At 64.2% G+C, this 17686-nt stretch carries 15 protein-coding genes; 4 read left to right on the top strand and 11 right to left on the bottom strand.

The genetic code is table 11. The features are described from left to right. Window positions 1–30: 30 nt before the first annotated feature. The 11 genes from ACJRW5_RS05515 to ACJRW5_RS05465 all read right to left on the bottom strand — a co-directional run bounded on the left by ACJRW5_RS05515 (window position 31) and on the right by ACJRW5_RS05465 (window position 13199). A complete protein-coding gene (locus ACJRW5_RS05515; RefSeq protein ID WP_484569525.1) occupies window positions 31–1671 on the bottom strand; it encodes a BatD family protein in 1641 nt (546 codons plus the stop codon). Continuing rightward, window positions 1668–3416, bottom strand: a complete 1749-nt coding sequence (locus ACJRW5_RS05510) for a VWA domain-containing protein (RefSeq protein WP_484569524.1) — start codon at window positions 3414–3416, stop codon at window positions 1668–1670. Before ACJRW5_RS05510 ends, ACJRW5_RS05515 begins: the two co-directional genes overlap by 4 nt. Further along, window positions 3413–4411: a vWA domain-containing protein gene (locus ACJRW5_RS05505; RefSeq protein ID WP_484569523.1), complete on the bottom strand. Its 999-nt coding sequence runs from the start codon at window positions 4409–4411 to the stop codon at window positions 3413–3415. Before ACJRW5_RS05505 ends, ACJRW5_RS05510 begins: the two co-directional genes overlap by 4 nt. Further along, window positions 4404–4898, bottom strand: a complete 495-nt coding sequence (locus ACJRW5_RS05500) for a DUF4381 domain-containing protein (protein WP_484569522.1) — start codon at window positions 4896–4898, stop codon at window positions 4404–4406. Before ACJRW5_RS05500 ends, ACJRW5_RS05505 begins: the two co-directional genes overlap by 8 nt. Continuing rightward, window positions 4895–5842, bottom strand: a complete 948-nt coding sequence (locus ACJRW5_RS05495) for a DUF58 domain-containing protein (protein WP_484569521.1) — start codon at window positions 5840–5842, stop codon at window positions 4895–4897. Before ACJRW5_RS05495 ends, ACJRW5_RS05500 begins: the two co-directional genes overlap by 4 nt. Before the next feature lie 99 nt (window positions 5843–5941). Further along, a complete protein-coding gene (locus ACJRW5_RS05490; protein WP_484569520.1) occupies window positions 5942–6901 on the bottom strand; it encodes an AAA family ATPase in 960 nt (319 codons plus the stop codon). Between the two features lie 194 nt (window positions 6902–7095). After that, on the bottom strand, window positions 7096–8025 hold the full coding sequence (locus tag ACJRW5_RS05485) for a 5-oxoprolinase subunit C family protein (protein WP_484569519.1): 930 nt from the start codon (window positions 8023–8025) through the stop codon (window positions 7096–7098). Further along, window positions 8022–8735 (bottom strand): 5-oxoprolinase subunit B family protein, encoded by a 714-nt coding sequence (locus ACJRW5_RS05480; RefSeq protein WP_484569518.1) that lies wholly within the window; start codon window positions 8733–8735, stop codon window positions 8022–8024. Before ACJRW5_RS05480 ends, ACJRW5_RS05485 begins: the two co-directional genes overlap by 4 nt. Then, window positions 8732–9484: a 5-oxoprolinase subunit PxpA gene (locus tag ACJRW5_RS05475; protein WP_484569517.1), complete on the bottom strand. Its 753-nt coding sequence runs from the start codon at window positions 9482–9484 to the stop codon at window positions 8732–8734. Before ACJRW5_RS05475 ends, ACJRW5_RS05480 begins: the two co-directional genes overlap by 4 nt. 312 nt (window positions 9485–9796) lie before the next feature. Beyond that, complete coding sequence (locus ACJRW5_RS05470; RefSeq protein WP_484569516.1) at window positions 9797–11680, bottom strand: methyl-accepting chemotaxis protein; 1884 nt, start codon at window positions 11678–11680, stop codon at window positions 9797–9799. Window positions 11681–11975: 295 nt separating this feature from the next. Then, window positions 11976–13199: an OprD family porin gene (locus tag ACJRW5_RS05465; protein ID WP_484569515.1), complete on the bottom strand. Its 1224-nt coding sequence runs from the start codon at window positions 13197–13199 to the stop codon at window positions 11976–11978. 270 nt (window positions 13200–13469) lie between these two features. On the opposite strand from ACJRW5_RS05465, the gene ACJRW5_RS05460 reads away from it, so the two are divergent. From ACJRW5_RS05460 to ACJRW5_RS05445, 4 genes are all read left to right on the top strand, one after another. After that, entirely contained in the window at window positions 13470–14414 is a 945-nt protein-coding gene (locus tag ACJRW5_RS05460; protein ID WP_484569514.1) for a LysR family transcriptional regulator, read from the top strand. A 205-nt stretch (window positions 14415–14619) separates the two neighbouring features. Further along, window positions 14620–15597 (top strand): TRAP transporter substrate-binding protein, encoded by a 978-nt coding sequence (locus ACJRW5_RS05455; RefSeq protein ID WP_484569513.1) that lies wholly within the window; start codon window positions 14620–14622, stop codon window positions 15595–15597. Between the two features lie 69 nt (window positions 15598–15666). Continuing rightward, a complete protein-coding gene (locus ACJRW5_RS05450; RefSeq protein WP_484569512.1) occupies window positions 15667–16173 on the top strand; it encodes a TRAP transporter small permease in 507 nt (168 codons plus the stop codon). 58 nt (window positions 16174–16231) lie between these two features. Continuing rightward, complete coding sequence (locus ACJRW5_RS05445; protein ID WP_484569511.1) at window positions 16232–17536, top strand: TRAP transporter large permease; 1305 nt, start codon at window positions 16232–16234, stop codon at window positions 17534–17536. The last annotated feature ends 150 nt before the right edge of the window (window positions 17537–17686 follow it).

Genomic DNA, 17686 nt, shown 5'->3' with positions numbered 1-17686 from the left:
GACGCCCGCGATCATTTGACCGTAGCAGCGCTAGCGCGGATACAGCGGCGGCAGTGCGCTGTTGTCCTGTGGCGCTGCGCTTGGTTCCTGTACTGCTGGCAGGTTGCGAATCGCTTTCCACAATTCCTCACCTTGCCACTGCTGACCTGTCTCGCTGTACAGCGCGCCGTTGAGACCGTCGAGCGCATCGGACAGCGGCACGTAGCGTGCCGCCATGTCGGCCAGGGTTTCCGGCTGCTGCCGTGCCCAGGCGTCGAGTGCATGGCGGGTCGCCTGGGCGTCGCCGGCCTGACAGGCGCGCTTGAGATCGTCGAGCAGGGTGCGTGGGCTGGGGCCCGTTTGTGCCGCTCGCTGAATGGCGGGCTGGCGCCGGGCGTGCCACCACAGGGCGAAGCCGAGCAGGGTGCTCAGGCTCAGCAGGGCGCAGGCCAGCTGCCAGGGCCACAGCTCCGGCGCTTCAAATGTCTGCACCGCGGGGAGGGGCGCTACAGGCGGTTCTTCGCTTTGCAACTGCGGGTTTTCCGCGACCTGCAGGGCGCGGGCGGGCAGCGTGGTGCGCTCCAGACTGTCGCTCTGGGTGTTCCACCACACCACTTCCAACGGCGGGATGTCGAAGTCGCCGCTGCGGTTCGGCACCAGCGCCTCACGCTCTTCGCGCGTGCCGATCACGCCGTTTTCGCTCTTCTCGTCGCTCAACTGCGGCTGGTCCGGGTAACGCCGCAGACCCTCGACCTGAGTGGCCGGCAGCGGCGGCAGCTGGGCGCTGGAAAGACCGTCGACCTTGAGGATCAGGCGGCGCGTCAGCGAGTCGCCGACCTGGCTTTGCTCCGGCTGCGGGCTCCAGGTTTCCGCCAGGCCCAATGCCCTGGCGGGTAGCCAGGCTGCATCGGCCGGATAGTCGGCCGGCTTGGGCTTGACCTGCAGGGGGATGTCCGGCGACTTGACCCGAGAAACCTTGCCAGAGCGTTGGCCGAAGGGCAGGAAGTTGTCGTTGCGCGAGCGGTCGACCAGGGTGGCGCTGAAGGTCTGCCCCGGAATGACCAGCTCGCCGCTGCGTTGCGGGTAGATGGCGTACTGCAGTTCGATCACCCCATGGCGCACGCCGCCGATGCGCTTTTCGTAGGTGCGAGGTTCGCCCAGTTGCTCCACGCGCGCATCCTGCATCTGCAGCGGCGTCAGGCTGCTGTCGTCGTACATGGACACCGAGTGATAGATACGCAGCGTCAGCACGGTCTGCGCCTGCACATAGACACTGTCCTGATCGAGGCTGGCGTCGATGTACACCGGTGCCAGTTTGCTGCTGCCGGCCGCATTGCTCACCGCGTCGACGGTCAGGGTGATGGGCAGGGTTTCGGCGTCTTCCAGGCGGATAGGCGGGATCACCACTTCGCCGTTATGCCGGGGTTGCAGGGTCAGGATCCAGCGGGTGCTGGCGCGCGGCGTGTCGCCGATGCTGCTCAGACGGTTGACCTGGCGGCTGCCGAGCACTTCGAAGTTCTCGTCCAGGGGGCTGAAATCCGGGCGGCCGAAGCGGGTCGGGTCGGTGGACTCGAGTGTCAACACGACAGTCTCGCCTTCACTCAGGCGAGTGCGGTCGACGCTGGCGAAGAAGGCATCGGCGCAGGCCTGGCCCGTTACCAGTAGAAGAAGCAGAAGGATGAAACGCTTCATTGGCTTGAGTCCTGACGCTGTTGCTGTTCGTACCAGAATTTGCGCCGCAGCAGTTCGGCCGGATCGTCCGGAATCTGCCGCAGCCATTGCTCCATCGCCTGACGACGCTCTGCGGCGTTACCCAGATCGCCCTGCGTCGTGGACTGTTCACCAGGCTCGGCCGGTTCCGCTGGCGTGTCCGAATTTTGCTCGGTCGTGCTTGCGCCCGCATTCTCGGCGTCGCCGTTGGCGTCTGTATCATCGCTGCTGCCAGCCTGAGCGGGCTGCGCAGGCTGGCCGTCATCGGGCTGGCCATTGGCTGCCTCGTTCGGCTCGCCCGTTTCGCCTGACGGGCTATCCTGCTGCTGCGAGGATGAGTCGCCGTCCGCCTGTTGCTGATCCTGACGTTGGCGCAGCGCTTCTTCCACCAGCGCCTTGTTCTGCTGGGCCACGGCCAGATCCGGTTGCCGTTCCAGCGCCTGTTCATAGGCGTCCAGTGCCGCTTCCAGTTCTCCTGACTTGGCCAGGGCGTTGCCCCGGTTGTAGTGATCGGCGGCCGTGTCGCCCCGGGCGAAGCGTTCGGCTGCTGCAGCATAGTCTTCAGCCTGATACAGCGCGTTGCCTTGCCATTGCGGGTCGACGAAGCGCTTTGCCGCTTCTTCCGGACGCTGCGCCTGCAGCAGGCGTTGGCCCTGCTGGTCGGGGCGCAGCCACAGGTCGTCCAACTCGAAGGCGTGGCTGCTTTGTGGCGGCAGCATGAGCAGCAGCGGCAGACAGAACAGCCAGCCGCGGCGCCCGGCACAGGCCGCGAGCAACAACAGCGGCAGCAGCAGCCAGTAACCCTGATCGACATGACTGTCGAGTTGCGTCGGCTCTTGCGCCGCACGCAGCGCCTGGGGGGCGTCGAAGAGGCCGAGGCGTCGCAAGTCTTCGTCGTCCACGCGCATCGGCGCATAGCGGCCACCGTTACTCTCGGCGGTCTCGCGCAGGCTGCGTGCATCCAGGCGCGGAATCAGGATGGCGCCGCGCTGGTCCTTGAGAAAACTGCCGTCTTCCTGCACCACCGGCGCGCCTTCGCGGCTGCCGACGCCGAGCACCAGCAGTGGCACCGTACGCTTCTCCAGTGCCTGCTGGATGCCATTGCGCTCCTGCTCGTCCAAGGCGCTGCCGATCAGCAGAATGCGACCCTGGCCCAATTGCGCCTGGTCGAGCATCTGCAGGGCGCGCGCCACGGCCAGATCGGCGCGGCGCCCAGGCTCTGGCATCAGCGATGGTTTGAGTGCTTCGAGCAGGTTGCGGCTGGTGGCCAGATCATCCGACAGCGGCACCAGGCTGTGGGCACTGCCGGCGTAGACGATGATGGCGGTCTGCGCATCGCGGCGGGCCTCGAGCAGGTCGAGCAGCTTGCGCCTGGCCTGTTCCAGGCGATTGGGCTGAGCATCGCTGGCGAGCATCTGCGGTGTCAGCTCCAGCAACACCAGCAGCGGGTCGGCCGGCTTCTGGTTGTTCAGCTCGACACGCTGCCAACTGGGCCCCAGCAGTGCCGCGATGGCAAGCAGCCAGGCCAGGCCGAGGGTTATCCAGGGCAGCCTGCTGGAGCGGCCATTGCCACCTTTGAGCAGTACCTGATGAAAGGCAGTGGGCAGCAATTGTTGCCAGCGGCCGCTGGCGCGCTCGCGGTGCCACAGACGCCACAGCAGCCAGGTCAGCAGGGGTAACGGCAGCAGCCACAACGGGCGCAGCCATTCAGGCCACAGCGACATCATGCGCGCCTCCGCAGCAGATCAGGCCACAGTGTACGCACGACCAACAGCAGCGAACCGAGAAGCGCCAGCGCCAGTGGCCAGGCATACAGCGCCAGGGCAGGGCGGGCCAGGGTCGGTTGCTGGGCCACGGGCTCCAGGCGGTCGAGGCTGCGCTCGATCTGCTGCAGTTCGGCCTGGTTGCGTGCGCGGAAGTATTCGCCGCCGGTGGCATCGACAATCGCACGCAGGGTTGGCTCGTCCAGATCCAGGCCGCTGGAAAAACCGAGCGCGCCGGCCAGCCCGTCCTGCTGCGGGTCCGCGCCGATGCCGATGGCATAGATACGCACACCCTCGTCAGCGGCCAGTTGCGCGGCCAGCATCGGCTCGATGCTGCCGCCATTGTTGGCACCGTCGGTGATCAGCACCAGCACGCGGCTTTGCGCCGGACGCTGGCGCAGGCGCTTGACCGCCAGGCCGATGGCGTCGCCAATTGCGGTGTTCTTGCCGGCGATACCGATCAGCGCCTCTTCCAGCCAGGTGCGCACGGTGGGCCGGTCGAAGGTCAGAGGGGCCTGCAGATAGGCCTGGCTGCCGAACAGGATCAGGCCGACACGATCACCGCGGCGACCATCGATGAAGTCGCCGAGCAGGCGTTTGACCAGTTCCAGGCGACTGATCGGCTCGTCGTCCCATTGCATGTCGGCGTAATCCATCGAGCCGGAAACGTCCACGGCCAGCAGCAGGTCGCGGCCGCTGGCCGGCAACGGCAATGGCTCGCCCACCCACTGTGGGCGCGCCGCCGCGCACAGCAGCAGGCACCAGAGCAGCACCAGCGGGGCTTGCTGGCGCCAACTGGGCAGGGCCGCGCGAGCCCGGCGGCCACTCAAGGTTTGCAGTTCGTCGAGGAAGCTGACGCGCAGCGCCGCGTCGCCGCTGTCGGCAGGCGGCAACAGCAGGCGCAGCAGCCACGGCAGCGGTGCGAGCAGAAAGATCCAGGGCCAGGCGAACTCAAACATGCTTGCGAATCCACACGGCAATGGCCTGGTCGAGCTCGGTAATGGCTTTGTCGCTCAGTGTGCACTGCGGCTTGTAGGTGCCTTCGACCAGAATCATCCAGCGCGTCAGCCCGGCCGCCGGGCAGCGATTGTCGAGAAACGCCAGCCAGGCGCGGCTGCTCAGCACATGACTGCCGCTGTCGGGGTAGCGCTCGCGGCACAGGCGCTTGAGCAACGCGTTGAGCTGTTGCAGCCAGGGGCCGGCCGGTGCTTCGTCGTAGGGTTTGCTCAGTTGCGCCAGCTCATCCAGCGCTGCCTGGCGCAGTGGGTCCAGCTCGCTTTCGGTCGCAGCCTTACGCGGACGTTTGCGCCAGCGCTGAACAAGCTGCCATAGCCCCCAGATCAGTAGCGGCAGCAAGACTGCCAGCAGCCACCAACCTGGCGCAGGTGGCCACCAGGCGACAGGCGCCGGCTCGATCAATGGCTGCAACTGGTCGATGGGGTTCATAGGGGCTTTCTCGGGTGCAATGCGCTGAGCTGCTCCTGCAGTTGCTCGATCAGCTCGAACTGCGTGTTCAGCGGCAGCAGCGGCACGCCAAGTTTTTGCGCCAGGCGTTGCCAGCGTGCTTCACGCGCCTGGGCCTGGCTACGGTAGGCCTGGCGCAGATCGCCGTTGTGGCTGTCGAGCTCCAGTTGTGCGCCGCTCTGGATGAAGCGCAGCAGGCCGGCGGCAGGCAGCGCGTGGTCGAGCGGGTCGGCAACCGGCAGCAGCAGCAGGTCGGTATGCCGCGCGAGCAGGCTCAGTTGCTGCTCGGCGTTATCGCTCAGGGCGCGTTCGTCGCACAGCACGATGACCAGGCTGCCGGGACGCAGCACTTCACGGGCGCGGCGCAGCGCCAGGCCGAAATTGTCGCGTGAGAGGTTGGCCTGACTCTCTGGTGTCAGGGCCTGGTTGGCGCGCGCCAGCAGGTTGAGCAATTGCAGCAGGCTCTGTTTGCTGCGCCGGGGTTTGACTTCGTGATGTTCGTTGTCGGCGAAGACCAGGCCGCCGATGCGGTCGTTGTGGCTGAGCGCTGCCCAGCCGATCAAGGCGGCCGCGCGAGCGGCGAGAACCGATTTGAAGCATTGCCCGGAGCCGAAGAACAGGCGCTGGCTCTGCTCGGTAATGATGAAGATCGGCCGTTCGCGCTCTTCGTGGAACAGTTTGGTGTGCGGCTCCTGGGTGCGCGCGGTGACGCGCCAGTCGATGGTGCGCACGTCGTCGCCGGGCTGGTAGACGCGCACCTGATCGAAATCCACACCGCGTCCGCGCAGGCGTGAATGATGCAGCCCGGTGAGCGGGCTACGTCGGGCTGGGGTGGAGAACAGCGGCACTTCATGCACCTTGTGGCGCATCTCGATCAGCTCGCCGAGGTCGACCTGGACGCCGGCTGCCAGTGGGGGGCTGGACATGCTTCAGTCCGTAGCCCGGATGCAATCCGGGAAAGGCGTGCGTGCGGTCCCGGATTGCATCCGGGTTACGCAAGGCAAGCGCAGGTCGCGCGGTTGCATTCAGGCCACCGCCACCACGTCGAGGATGCGCTGGATCACGCGGTCCTGGTCGACGCCCGAGGCCTCGGCTTCGAACGACAGGATGATGCGGTGGCGCAGCACGTCGAACAGCACCGCCTGGATATCTTCCGGGCTGACGAAGTCGCGCCCGGCCAGCCAGGCATGGGCACGTGCGCAGCGGTCCAGGGCGATGGAGCCGCGCGGGCTGGCGCCGTAGGCGATCCAGTCGGCCAGTTCGGCGTCGAACTTGGCCGGGGTGCGGCTGGCCATCACCAGTTGCACCAGGTACTCCTCCACGGCATCGGCCATGTACAGGCCGAGGATTTCCTTGCGCGCCGCGAAGATCGCCTGCTGGCTGACCCGATGCTCCGGCTTGGACTCGCCGTTGAGTGCATCGCCGCGGGCCTGGGCGAGGATCTTGCGTTCCACCGCCGCGTCGGGAAAGCCGATCTTCACGTGCATCAGGAAACGGTCGAGCTGCGCTTCAGGCAGTGGATAGGTGCCTTCCTGCTCGATGGGGTTCTGCGTGGCCATGACCAGAAACAGCGGCGACAGATCATAGGTGCTGCGGCCCACCGAAACCTGGCGCTCGGCCATGGCTTCGAGCAGCGCCGACTGCACCTTGGCCGGCGCGCGGTTGATCTCGTCGGCCAGCACCAGGTTGTGGAAGATCGGCCCCTGCTGGAACACGAAGCTGCCGGTCTCCGGGCGGTAGATCTCGGTGCCGGTGATGTCGGCCGGGAGCAGGTCGGGGGTGAACTGGATGCGGTGAAACTCGCCTTCCATGCCTTCGGCCAGTTCCTTGATCGCCTTGGTTTTGGCCAGGCCGGGAGCACCTTCGACCAGCAGATGGCCATCGGCGAGCAGGGCGATCAGCAGGCGCTCGATGAGCTTTTCCTGGCCGAGAATCTGGGTGGAGAGAAATTGACGTAATGCGAGCAGCGCTTCACGGTGTTCCATCGTCGGGCTCTTCTGGCGGATGGGCAAGGCTCACTACGACCTCGCGTGCAGAGCGCCGACTTTAATGCATTTGCCCCTTCAGCCGCCATGCATGGCGGCTGTCATGAATCGCCTGGCGACAGAAATGAGTGGAGCATCGCCAAGGGGCAGGGCAATCCATCACAGGTTGTGGCGGATTTTCCTGCCGTTCGCTGTCACTGCCACTGCGCCAGCAGCTGACGCTGCCTCTGTTGCGCGCTGTCCTGGGTGGTGGGCGTCAGCTGAACCGTCTGGCCGGGCAGGCATTGCGCCAGGCGCGCCACGGCCTGCGGTGTCAGCGCGCCCAGGCGCGGATAGCCGCCGATGGTCTGGCGATCGTTGAGCAGGATGATCGGCTGGCCATCCGGCGGCACCTGTACGGCGCCCAGCGGAATGCCCTCGGAGATCATCGAAGCACGCTGGCACTGCAACTGCGGACCGTTGAGGCGGATGCCCATGCGGTCGGCGCGCTGATCGATCAGCCACTCGCTGTTGAACGCGTCGAACAGGCTCTGGCCGCGGAAATCTCCAATCTGCGCGCCGAGCACTACCTGCAGCCTGGCTGCTTGCTGGTAGTCGGGAATGCAGTCGGCCGGCATCTGCCGCGATGCATCCGCTGTTCCGTCCCAGGCCAGTGCATCCCCTGCGGCGATGGCGCGGCCATCGCCATGCAGGCCGCCGAGACCTTCGCGCAGCATGCTCGCGCAACTGCCGAGGACCTGCGCTGCATTGAATCCGCCAGGGGCGGCTAGGTAGGCCCGTGCGCCCTGTCTGGGCATGGCGAAGCTGAGTCGTTGTCCGGCCCGCACGGTGAAGCTGCGCCAGGGCGTCAGAGCCTGCTCATCGAGGCGGGCACCGAGGTCGGCGCCGGCCAGCGCCAGGGTGGCGTCGCGCATGCACTCGAACTCGGCGTTGCCCAGGGTGATTTCCAGCACCGCAGCGCTGAGTGGGTTGCCCAACAGCCAGTTGGCCCAGCGATGGGCGATCCAGTCCAGCGCGCCGCTCTGAGTCACGCCAAGGTGACGTACACCGAAGCGGCCGTCATCCTGCAGCTGCACGAAAGGGCTGCTGCGAAGTGCTCGCAGGCCAACGTTGCGAGCACTCATGAGTTGGCCTCCAGGGGGCTGTCATCGCCGCCCAGGCGAATGAACTCGGCGCGATCGATGGCCACGAAACGTACCCGGTCGCCAGGTTGCAGCAAGCTGTAGCCATCGATGTCGCGGCCGAACAGGCGGGTCGGTGTACGCCCAATCAGGTTCCAGCCGCCAGGTGAGACTACCGGGTAGGCAGCGGTCTGCCGCTCGGCGATGCCGACGCTGCCGGCGGCGATGCGCTGGCGTGGCGTGCTCAGGCGCGGCGTGGCGAGGATTTCCTCGACCAGGCCCATGAAGGCGAAACCTGGCGCGAAACCCAGGGCGAATACCTGATAGGCATGGCCGCTGTGACGCGCGATCACTTCGGCTTCGCTGAGGCCGCTGCGGCGCGCCAGCAGCGGCAGTTCCGGGCCGACGCTGCGGTCGTACCAGGTGGGTAATTGATGCTCGCGGCCACCTAGCACGTCGGCAGGCTGCAAACCCTCCAGTGCCTGGGCCACCTTGGCCCGCGCCTGGGCGCTGTCGAGCTGGCTCAGGTCATAGTGCAGCAGCAGCGTAGTGTAGGAGGGCACCAGGTCGAGCAAGGCGCTACCGAATACGTCCTGCAGGCGCGTACGGGCAGCCAGCATCCAGGGCATGTTGCCTTCGTCGATATGGTCGAACAGGCGCAGGATCAGGCTGTCGATGCCGGCGACTTCCAGCCGCGGATTAGGCGCTTTCATGCCTGGGCCAGATGGTCGAAGGCCTGACGGATACGCTTGACCGCCGCGACCGAACCGGCATTGTCACCGTGCACGCACAGAGTCTGCGCTGCCAGCTGCAGCGCGCTGCCATCACTGGCTTGCAGGGCCTCGCCGCGTGCCAGGGTGACTGCCTGGCCGACGATCACTTCGCTGTCATGGTGGACTGCGCCCGGCTGGCTGCGGCTGACCAGATAGCCCGCGGCGTCATAGGCGCGGTCGGCGAACGCCTCGAACCACAGGGTCAGGCCGAACTCGTCACCCAGTGCCTGGGCCTGGCTGTTGTCGCGGGTGCACATCAGCATCAGTGGCAACTGGCGATCGTACTTGGCCACGGCGCTCATCACCGCGCGCAGGGTCGCGGGTTTACGCATCATGTCCTGGTACAGCGCGCCATGCGGTTTGACGTAACTGACGCGGCTGCCCTGACTGCGGCAAATGCCCTCCAGCGCACCGATCTGATAAAGCATCAGGTCTTCGACCTCTTGCGCTGTGCAGTCCATCGAGCGGCGGCCGAAGCCGACCAGGTCCTGATAGGCGGTGTGCGCCCCGATGCGCACGTCATGCGCCACGGCCAGCGCCACGGTCTTGCGCATCACGCTGGGGTCGGAGGCGTGGAAGCCGCAGGCGATGTTGGCGCAGTCGATATAGGGCATGACCTCGGCGTCCAGGCCCATGGTCCAGGCGCCGAAGCTTTCGCCGATGTCGCAGTTCAGAAGCAGGCTGTTCAAGGGAGCATCCTAATCGTGGCTTGTCGGTTCCGACAGCGTTGAGCTGTTCTGGCAGATGGTTTCATTTTTCCGGCGGCGTCAGATGGCGTCCAACTAATAAAAACATCCGCAGGAGATAGGAAAAGCTGATGGTGGCAGAGATTGGATTTTTCGATCGCCAGCCGCCGGTTTTTCCCGTTGGACATTGTGCCTCGCCCGGCTCGACAGTGAGTCGGGTGAACGCTCCTTGCGCACAAATCATTCTCGACTACCTCGAAGGGCGGTAGCTTCAGGGCAGGCGCCAGTCTCATGCCGAGCTGGCGCCTGTACAGGTCACGCCAGGCGGAACTGGCTGGCACTGCGACCCAGCGCATCGACCTGGGATGACAACCCTTCGGTGTGACCGCCCAGGGTATGGCGCAGGTCCTTGCTCTGCCCAGTGTGCACATTGATGGTTTCCATCTTGTCGGCAATGTCCTCGGTGGTGGTGGAGACTTCCTCGATGGCGACCACCACCTGATTCATCTCACCGGTCAGACGCTCCATCGCCGAGGTGATCGAGGTGATGGCGTCGGCCACCTGAGCCGCATGCCGTTCGCTGTCGGCAGCGAGGGACAGGCCGTTGCTCATCAGCTCATGCATGTGCCGGGTTTGCTGCTGGAACTCACCGACGATGGCGCTGATGTCGGTGGTCGCAGCGACGGTCTTCTGTGCCAGTGAACGCACTTCATCGGCCACCACCGAGAAGCCGCGCCCGGCATCCCCAGCCCGCGCCGCCTCGATGGCCGCATTGAGGGCGAGCAGGTTGGTTTGGTCGGCCAGGCTGTTGATCACATCGACGATGCCGTTGACCCGGGCACTGCTCTGACCCAGTGCATCGACCTGGCTGTGAGTATCCTGAATCAGTTGCGCTAGGCGGCTCATGCTGTTGACGCTGGCGGCAATCACTTCACCGCCATTGCGTGCGGCGTCGTAGGCGCTGGTGGTGGCGCTGCCGACTTCTGCCGTGCGCTGCGCCATGTCGTTGAGGGTGGCGCTGATCTGGTGCGAGGCCGAGGCGGCCTGCTCGGTCTGCATCTCCACCTGGCTGCTGTTGTCACCCAGCTGGCGCATGGCATCGCCCAGGTGATGATGCAGACGACTCAGCTCGCCATTGGCGCGCACCACCTGCGCGACGATGCCGCCAATGCCCTGAATCATGCGGTTGGCGGCGTCGGCCAACTGATTGAACTCGTCGTGCGGGTTGCTGCCGACCGTGAGCTTGCCGGTGAGGTCGCCGGACGCGACCTGGCTGAGCAACTGGATGACGTTACGCAGGCGACTCACCAGGGTGCGCGAAGCCTGCAGCAGGGTGAAGCAGAGCAGGGCGGCGACAGCGAGAAAGCTCAGCCCCATCATCCACAATGCCGACAGACGCGCCTGTTCGGCCTCCTGCGAACGACGCAGCAACAGCCCGTCCTGCAGCGCTTGCGCTTGCTCAGCGATGCGCGCCTGCAACTGTTCACCAAGCTGGCGCAGGCGCTGGTTGGTTGCATTGATCTGTTCGATGTTGGCATGCGCATCGGCAAAGGCCTGGGCGTAGCCCTGCACGTTCTTGCCAATCGGTGTGTCCTGCCAGTCGAGGTCGGCGATCTGTTCCTGCAGCTTGCCAATCGCGGTCATTGCGATCTGGGCAAAGGCCGGGTCGAAGGTCGACAGGTAATCGCGCTGGCTGCTCAGCGCGCCGCTGATGAAGGGCTTGATCAGATCGAAGCTGATGGCCTCCAGCGCCTTGCCTTTTTCACTCAGGGCCTTGCGCTGACCATCGAACGGCGTGAGCCCGAGTGCCTGATTGAGGTTCAGCCACTGACTCTGCTGAGCAAGCTCATCCAGTAGCACGGCTTCGATCTGTTGGGCATCTTGCAGCGTGGCTGCGTCTTCCAGGGACTGGGCTTGAGTCAGCAGTTGTCTGACAAGGTCTCGTAAATCTTCCAGGCCAGCGGTGAACGCCGCCTGCTGCTCGGGTGTGAGTTGCTGGCGCAGTGCGTTCTGCTGCCACCAGTGGTTCATCAGCTCGGTGCTGGCGCTTGCGTAGGCAGCGGCCTGCTCCCTGGCTTGCAGAGCGTCGCTGAGGCGGTGGCTGGCCCATAGCGAAGCGGCTGCCATCAGGCTCAGGCTGATCAGGGTGAGCGCGATAAGCGCGCGGAATTTTTGTTGCCAAGACAGTTTGAAAGTCACGTAACGCCTCGCCATCTTCTTCAGGATGATTCTCAGGAATCGGCAAGTTGTCATACAACTTGATTGAAAGTCTATGGCCTTCCTGTCGTCCGAGAAACGAAAACGGGGGTCCAGGGGTAATGCTGATCAGATAAGGCTCGCCAAACCGCTTTGCGTAGGAGCCCCGCCCCGGGGCGAAGCGCTTCGAGTCTGCGTCGTACGCGGTTCGCGGCGGGGCGCCGCTCCTACAAGGTTCGCTGCATTGAGGCTTAACTGACCGGCATTGGGCCCAGGAGCCCCGTTATCTGGTCGCGACTTACCAGAGCGGCAGGGTGTAGCTGAGAATCAGGCGATTCTCGTCGAGATCATTGCCGAAGTTGGAGCGCACGGTCGCGTTACGCCATTTCAGGCCAAGGTTCTTCAGCGGGCCGTTCTGCACCACGTAGGCGATATCCATGTTGCGTTCCCACTCTTTGCCTTCGGCGCTGCGCCCGGCGACTTCGACGTTGTCGCCGGAGATGTAGCGGGTCATGAAGGTCAGGCCGGGAATACCGATGCTGGCGAAGTTGTAGTCGTAGCGCACCTGCCAGGAACGTTCCTCGACGTTGGCGAAGTCGTTGATCTGTACGAAGTTGACCAGGAACGGATCGCTGCTGGCGATGTACGGGAACGGATCGTCACCGCTCATGCGCTGGTAGCCGGCGCCGAAGGCGTGCCCGCCCAGGCTGTAGGTGAACATGGCGCCGAAAGCCTTGTTGTCGAGGTCGCGGAAGTTGCCGTCCTCACGGCTTTGCGAGTAACGCAGGTCGGTCTTGAAAGACTGCCCGTCACCCAGCGGCAGCACATGCACCAGCGTGCCGTAGTACTGCTGATAGATATCCTCGAGTGTGCCGTAATGCAGGCCGGCGGTGAGCTGCGGGGTGATCTTGTATTCGCCGCCGCCGAACACGAAGGAGTCGCTGCTGCCGCCGATGCGGTTGCCAGTCATCTCGGTGTAATCGCTGGAGCTGTTGGCCTTGATGCGGTTGATCTTGCCGCCTTGCAGGGTCAGGTTGTCGATCTCCTGGACATTCAGCAGTGCGCCCTGGAAGGTCTGCGGCAGCAGGCGCGAATCGTTGGCGGAAACGATCGGGCTGCGGAACTGCAGCGCGCCGACTTTCAGGGTGCTGTTGGAGACCTTCACCTTGGCGGTCAGGGCGAGCTTGGAATATTCGTCCTGCGAGCCGCCGGAGCCATCGGCCGGCAGCAGACCACTACCGGCGGTGCCGTCACCGGAGTCGAGTTTCAGGCCGAGCATCCCCAATGCGTCGACGCCAAAACCGACAGTGCCCTCGGTATAGCCAGATTCCATGCGCAGCAGAAAACCCTGCGCCCATTCTTCTGCCTTGTCGCGGGCGCCGCTCTGACGAAAGTCACGGTTGAAGTAGAAATTGCGCATCTCGACGCTGGCCTTGCTGTCTTCGATGAAGTCGGCGTGCGCCAGGGTTGGCAGGCCGCTGCCGAGCAGCAGGGCGGATGCCAGTGGGTAATGGGGTTTCATGGTTGCAGTGTCTCCTGTTGGGAGCGCGCAGCGGCGGGAGCGGCTGCTTGGCAGAGCGCGTTTTGAATGATGTTGTTGTGGTCTGCGCAGAGCGCGGCGCCATTCTTCAAAGCGTTGTTCGGCTGCGTCCAACGAGAAAAAACAGGGGCCGGCGATAGGAAAATTCATCCGCCCGGCGAAAAACCTCTGGCATACAACCTGCTACGCCCAAGGCGGCATGGGCGCTGACGATCGGCCCCTGATGACGTTATTGCGAAGAGGCGCTGTGGCATGAACCTGAGATTTCTCGAAACCTTCGTTTGGGTGGCGCGACTGAAGAGTTTCCGCCTGACCGCCGAGAAGCTGTTCAGCACCCAGGCGTCCATTTCCAGTCGTATCGCTGCACTCGAGGACGAGCTCGGCACGCGTCTTTTTCTACGCGACTCCAAAGGGGTTTCACTGACGCCCGAGGGGCAGAAGGTGCTCGAATATGCCGAGCGCATGATCGACACGATGCAGGCGCTGAAGCAGTCGATCAGTGACACCGGCAGCATTCAGGGGCGCATCCGTGTCGGTGCGATGGATACCGTCATTCACACCTGGCTGAGTCCGTTCGTAACACGGGTGATGGAGCGCTACCCGGCGGTGGAGATCGAACTGACCGCCGACACTGCGCGCAATCTCAACGAGCAGTTGCTCAAGGGCTATCTGGATATCGTGTTCCAGACCGACATGGTCAACGGCGACAGCGTGCGTAACCTGGAACTGGCCGCATTCCCGGTACGCTGGATCGTGCCGACGGGTTCGCTGTACCACCGCAGCTATGCCTCGGTCGAGGAGTTGGCGCGCGAGCGCATCATCACCTTCTCGAAGAACTCGCGACCGCATCAGGACATTCTCAATCTGTTGCATGCCGGCAGCGTCAGCGCACCGCGTATCAACTGCGTCAATTCCATCGCCGCCATGACTCGCCTGATTCGCGATGGTTTCGGCGTTGGCGCATTGCCCCCGGCACTGGTGCATGACGAACTCAAGCAAGGCGTGCTGACCATTCTCGACGATGTCCCGGAACCGCCCGCCCTGCCAGTGGTTGCTACCTGGCGCACAGGTGTGGGCCTGGAGCTCAGTGAGGACATCATCGCCCTGGCCTGTGAAGCGCTGGACGTCTATGCCGAGGAAATGGGCGAGGCCTGCATGGCACGTGTCGCACCTGTAGCGGAACAACAGAGCGCCTGAATATTTTTCTTCGCCTGCGGGCCCGATCTCGGCTGCCCGCTGCTGGTGCGTTTGCGACAGAAATGCCCCTTTTCATCCCATAACGAATTTCGATCATGCGCCTCCGGTTTTTCTAGTTGGACAGGGTAGGGCGATGCACTGAGACTCGAAATCGTCTTCCAGCCGCGTGTTGCGGCGCACAAAGAACAACTAACAGGAGAGCACCATGAAGAGCATTGCATCACGTTTCGCTGTTACCGCTCTGGCTTGCGCGCTGGGCTTCAGCGCTCAGGCCGCCGAACGCTGGAACATGACCGCCGAAAATCCCGATGGCAACTTCATTACCACTGTGGCCAAGGAGTTCGCCCAGGATGTGGAGAAGGCCAGTAACGGCGAGCTGCAGATTCGCGTGCATGCCAACTCGGTGCTGTTCAAGCGCCCCGAGGTCAAACGTGCCGTGCAGACTGGCCAGGTGCAGGTCGGTGACGTGCTGATGTCGGTGCTGGGCAACGAAGATCCGATTTTCGAAATCGACAGCGTGCCGTTTCTGGTACGCAACTATGAACAGGCCCAGGCCCTGTGGGCTGCCAGCCGTCCGGCAGTCGAAGAGCGCCTGGCCAAACAGGGCATCAAGTTGCTGTATGCCATGCCCTGGTCGCCGCAGAGCATCTTTACCAAAACGCCGGTCGACAGCATGGACGACTTCAAGGGCATGAAATTCCGTGCCTACAACCCGGCGACCTCGCGCATGACCGAGCTGATGGGCGCGGTGCCGACGGTGATTCAGACCGGTGAAATTCCGCAGGCCTTCAGCACCGGCATGATCAACGGCATGCTCACCTCGCCGACCACGGGCGTGGATTCGCAGGCCTGGGATTTCTCCTCCTACTACTATGACGTCAAGGCGTTCATTCCGAAGAACTTCGTCATCGTCAACGCGCGTGCCTTCGCCCGTCTGCCGGAAGCGACCCAGAGCGCAGTGCTGGACGCCGCCAAGCGTGCCGAGGAACGTGGCTGGGCTATTGCCCAGGAGAAGACCGGCGAGCTGGTCAAGACGCTGGCCGACAACGGCATGCAGGTATCCGAGCAGGCTCCGTCTGCAGTCGAAAAGGGCTTCGAGCAGATCGGCCAGACCATGACCGAGGAGTGGCTCAAGCGTTCCGGTGCTGATGGTCAGTCGATCCTCGACGCCTACCAGCGCTGATGTCGTCACCCGTCGCCATTGCATGGCGGCGGGTTTCCTTTTTCAGCTTGCTCAGGGAGCCCGCTGTTCATGACCCCACTGCACAAGCTCTACACCCTGTCCGGATGGTTGTCCGGTGTATTTCTCGTCCTGATCTGCCTGCTGGTCGTGGCGCAGATCGTGGCCCGTCAACTGGGCACCATGGTGCCTGCCGCCGATGAGTTCGCCGCTTACGCAATGGCCGCATCCGGTTTTCTCGCCTTGCCCTATGCGTTGCAGCGCGGTGCGCACATCCGTGTGGAACTGATGCTGCGGCTGCTGCCCGCCGGTGGCCGGCGTGTCATCGACGTACTTGCCTCGCTGGTTGGCCTGGGTATCGCTGCCTATATGGCCTGGTACTGCGCGCTGTTCGTGCTGGAGTCCTACGAGTTCAAGGAAGTGTCGTCCGGTCTGCTGCCGATCCCGATGTGGTTGCCACAGCTGCCGATGGTGCTCGGCACGCTGATCCTGGTGGTGGCGATGGCCGAGCGTCTGGTGCTGACCTGCCAGGGCAAACGCTTCGAAGCTGCCGAAGCCGGCACGGCGATGAGCGAGTGAGCCCGCTGGCCCGACCCTTAATTGCGGCCATCGCCGCACTGCATTCGTGAGTGAACCCGTGGACTACACAATCATTACTATCACGCTGCTGCTGGCATTGTTCGTGTTGCTTGGCGGCGGCGTCTGGGTTGCCCTGTCGCTGCTGGGCGTCGGCATCATCGGCATGGAGCTGTTCGGCGGCGCGCCGGCCGGCTCGATTCTGGCGTCTACCAGTTGGGCGTCGAGCGCCAGCTGGACGCTGACCGCCTTGCCACTGTTTATCTGGATGGGCGAAATCCTCTATCGCACTCGTCTCTCCGAAGACATGTTCAACGGCCTGGCGCCGTGGATGCGCGGCATGCCGGGGCGCCTGCTGCACGTCAACGTCTTCGGCTGCGGTATGTTCGCGGCGGTCAGTGGCTCGTCTGCCGCCACCGCTGCGACCATCGGCCGGATATCCCTGCCCGAGCTGAAGTCGCGCGGCTATCCGGAGTCCATCGCCATGGGGTCGCTGGCCGGTGCCGGCACGCTCGGTTTGCTGATCCCGCCGTCGATCATGATGATCGTCTACGGCGTGGCGGCGCAGGTGTCGATCTCGCGGCTGTTCATCGCCGGCATTCTGCCGGGGCTGTTGTTGCTGGCAATCTTCAGCGGCTACCTGATGCTCTGGTCGGCGTGCAACCGCAGCAAATTGCCGGAGGAGGGCGAGCGCCTGCCATTTATGGAGAAGCTGCGCCGGGCCAAGCTGCTGATTCCGGTGCTGGGCCTGATCGTCGCGGTGATCGGCTCGATCTACGGCGGCATCGCCACGGCCACCGAGGCAGCAGCGGTGGGTGTGGTCGGTGCGCTGCTGATCGCCCTGTGCTCCGGCGCGCTGACCCGGGAGACCTTCATGGCCAGCCTGATGGGCGCGGTGTCCACCTCGTGCATGATCTTCTTCATCCTGCTCGGTGCGGCCTACCTGACATCGGCGATGAGCTTCACCGGCCTGCCAGCGGCGCTGGCCGACTGGATCATCGCCAAGCAGCTGTCTCCTTATCTGCTGCTGCTGGCGTTGACGCTGTTTTTCATCACCCTGGGCTGCTTCCTTGATGGCATCTCGATCATCCTGCTGACCACCGCGGTGATCCTGCCGGCTGTGCAGGCCGCGGGCATCGACCTGCTGTGGTTCGGCATCTTCGTCATTCTGGTGGTGGAGATGGCGCAGATCACACCGCCTGTGGGTTTCAACCTGTTCGTCATCCAGAACCTCACCGGGCGCAATCTGGGCGCGGTGGCACGGGCCAGCTTTCCATTCTTCATGCTGCTGGTGCTGGCGGCGGTGCTGATCACCACCTTCCCGCAGATCGTCCTGGCACTACCTGAGGCCATGCGCGGCGCCTGACCTTTTGCCATGGCTCGTTCGCTCTCCGGTGGCGGGCCATGGCTTTTCTCTTTTGCACCGTCTTGGTGCGGTCTTGAAAGAAAATGTCGCAGCGCCGCAAGCGGTTGCGGGGCCTCCCTCGTTAAGCTCGACGGTCATATGTGACCCGCC

Source organism: Pseudomonas pichavaramensis, assembly GCF_050473265.1.
GTDB lineage: Bacteria > Pseudomonadota > Gammaproteobacteria > Pseudomonadales > Pseudomonadaceae > Aquipseudomonas.
Note: the sequence above shows the minus strand (reverse complement) of the source record. Positions and strands in the feature narration are given on the sequence as shown.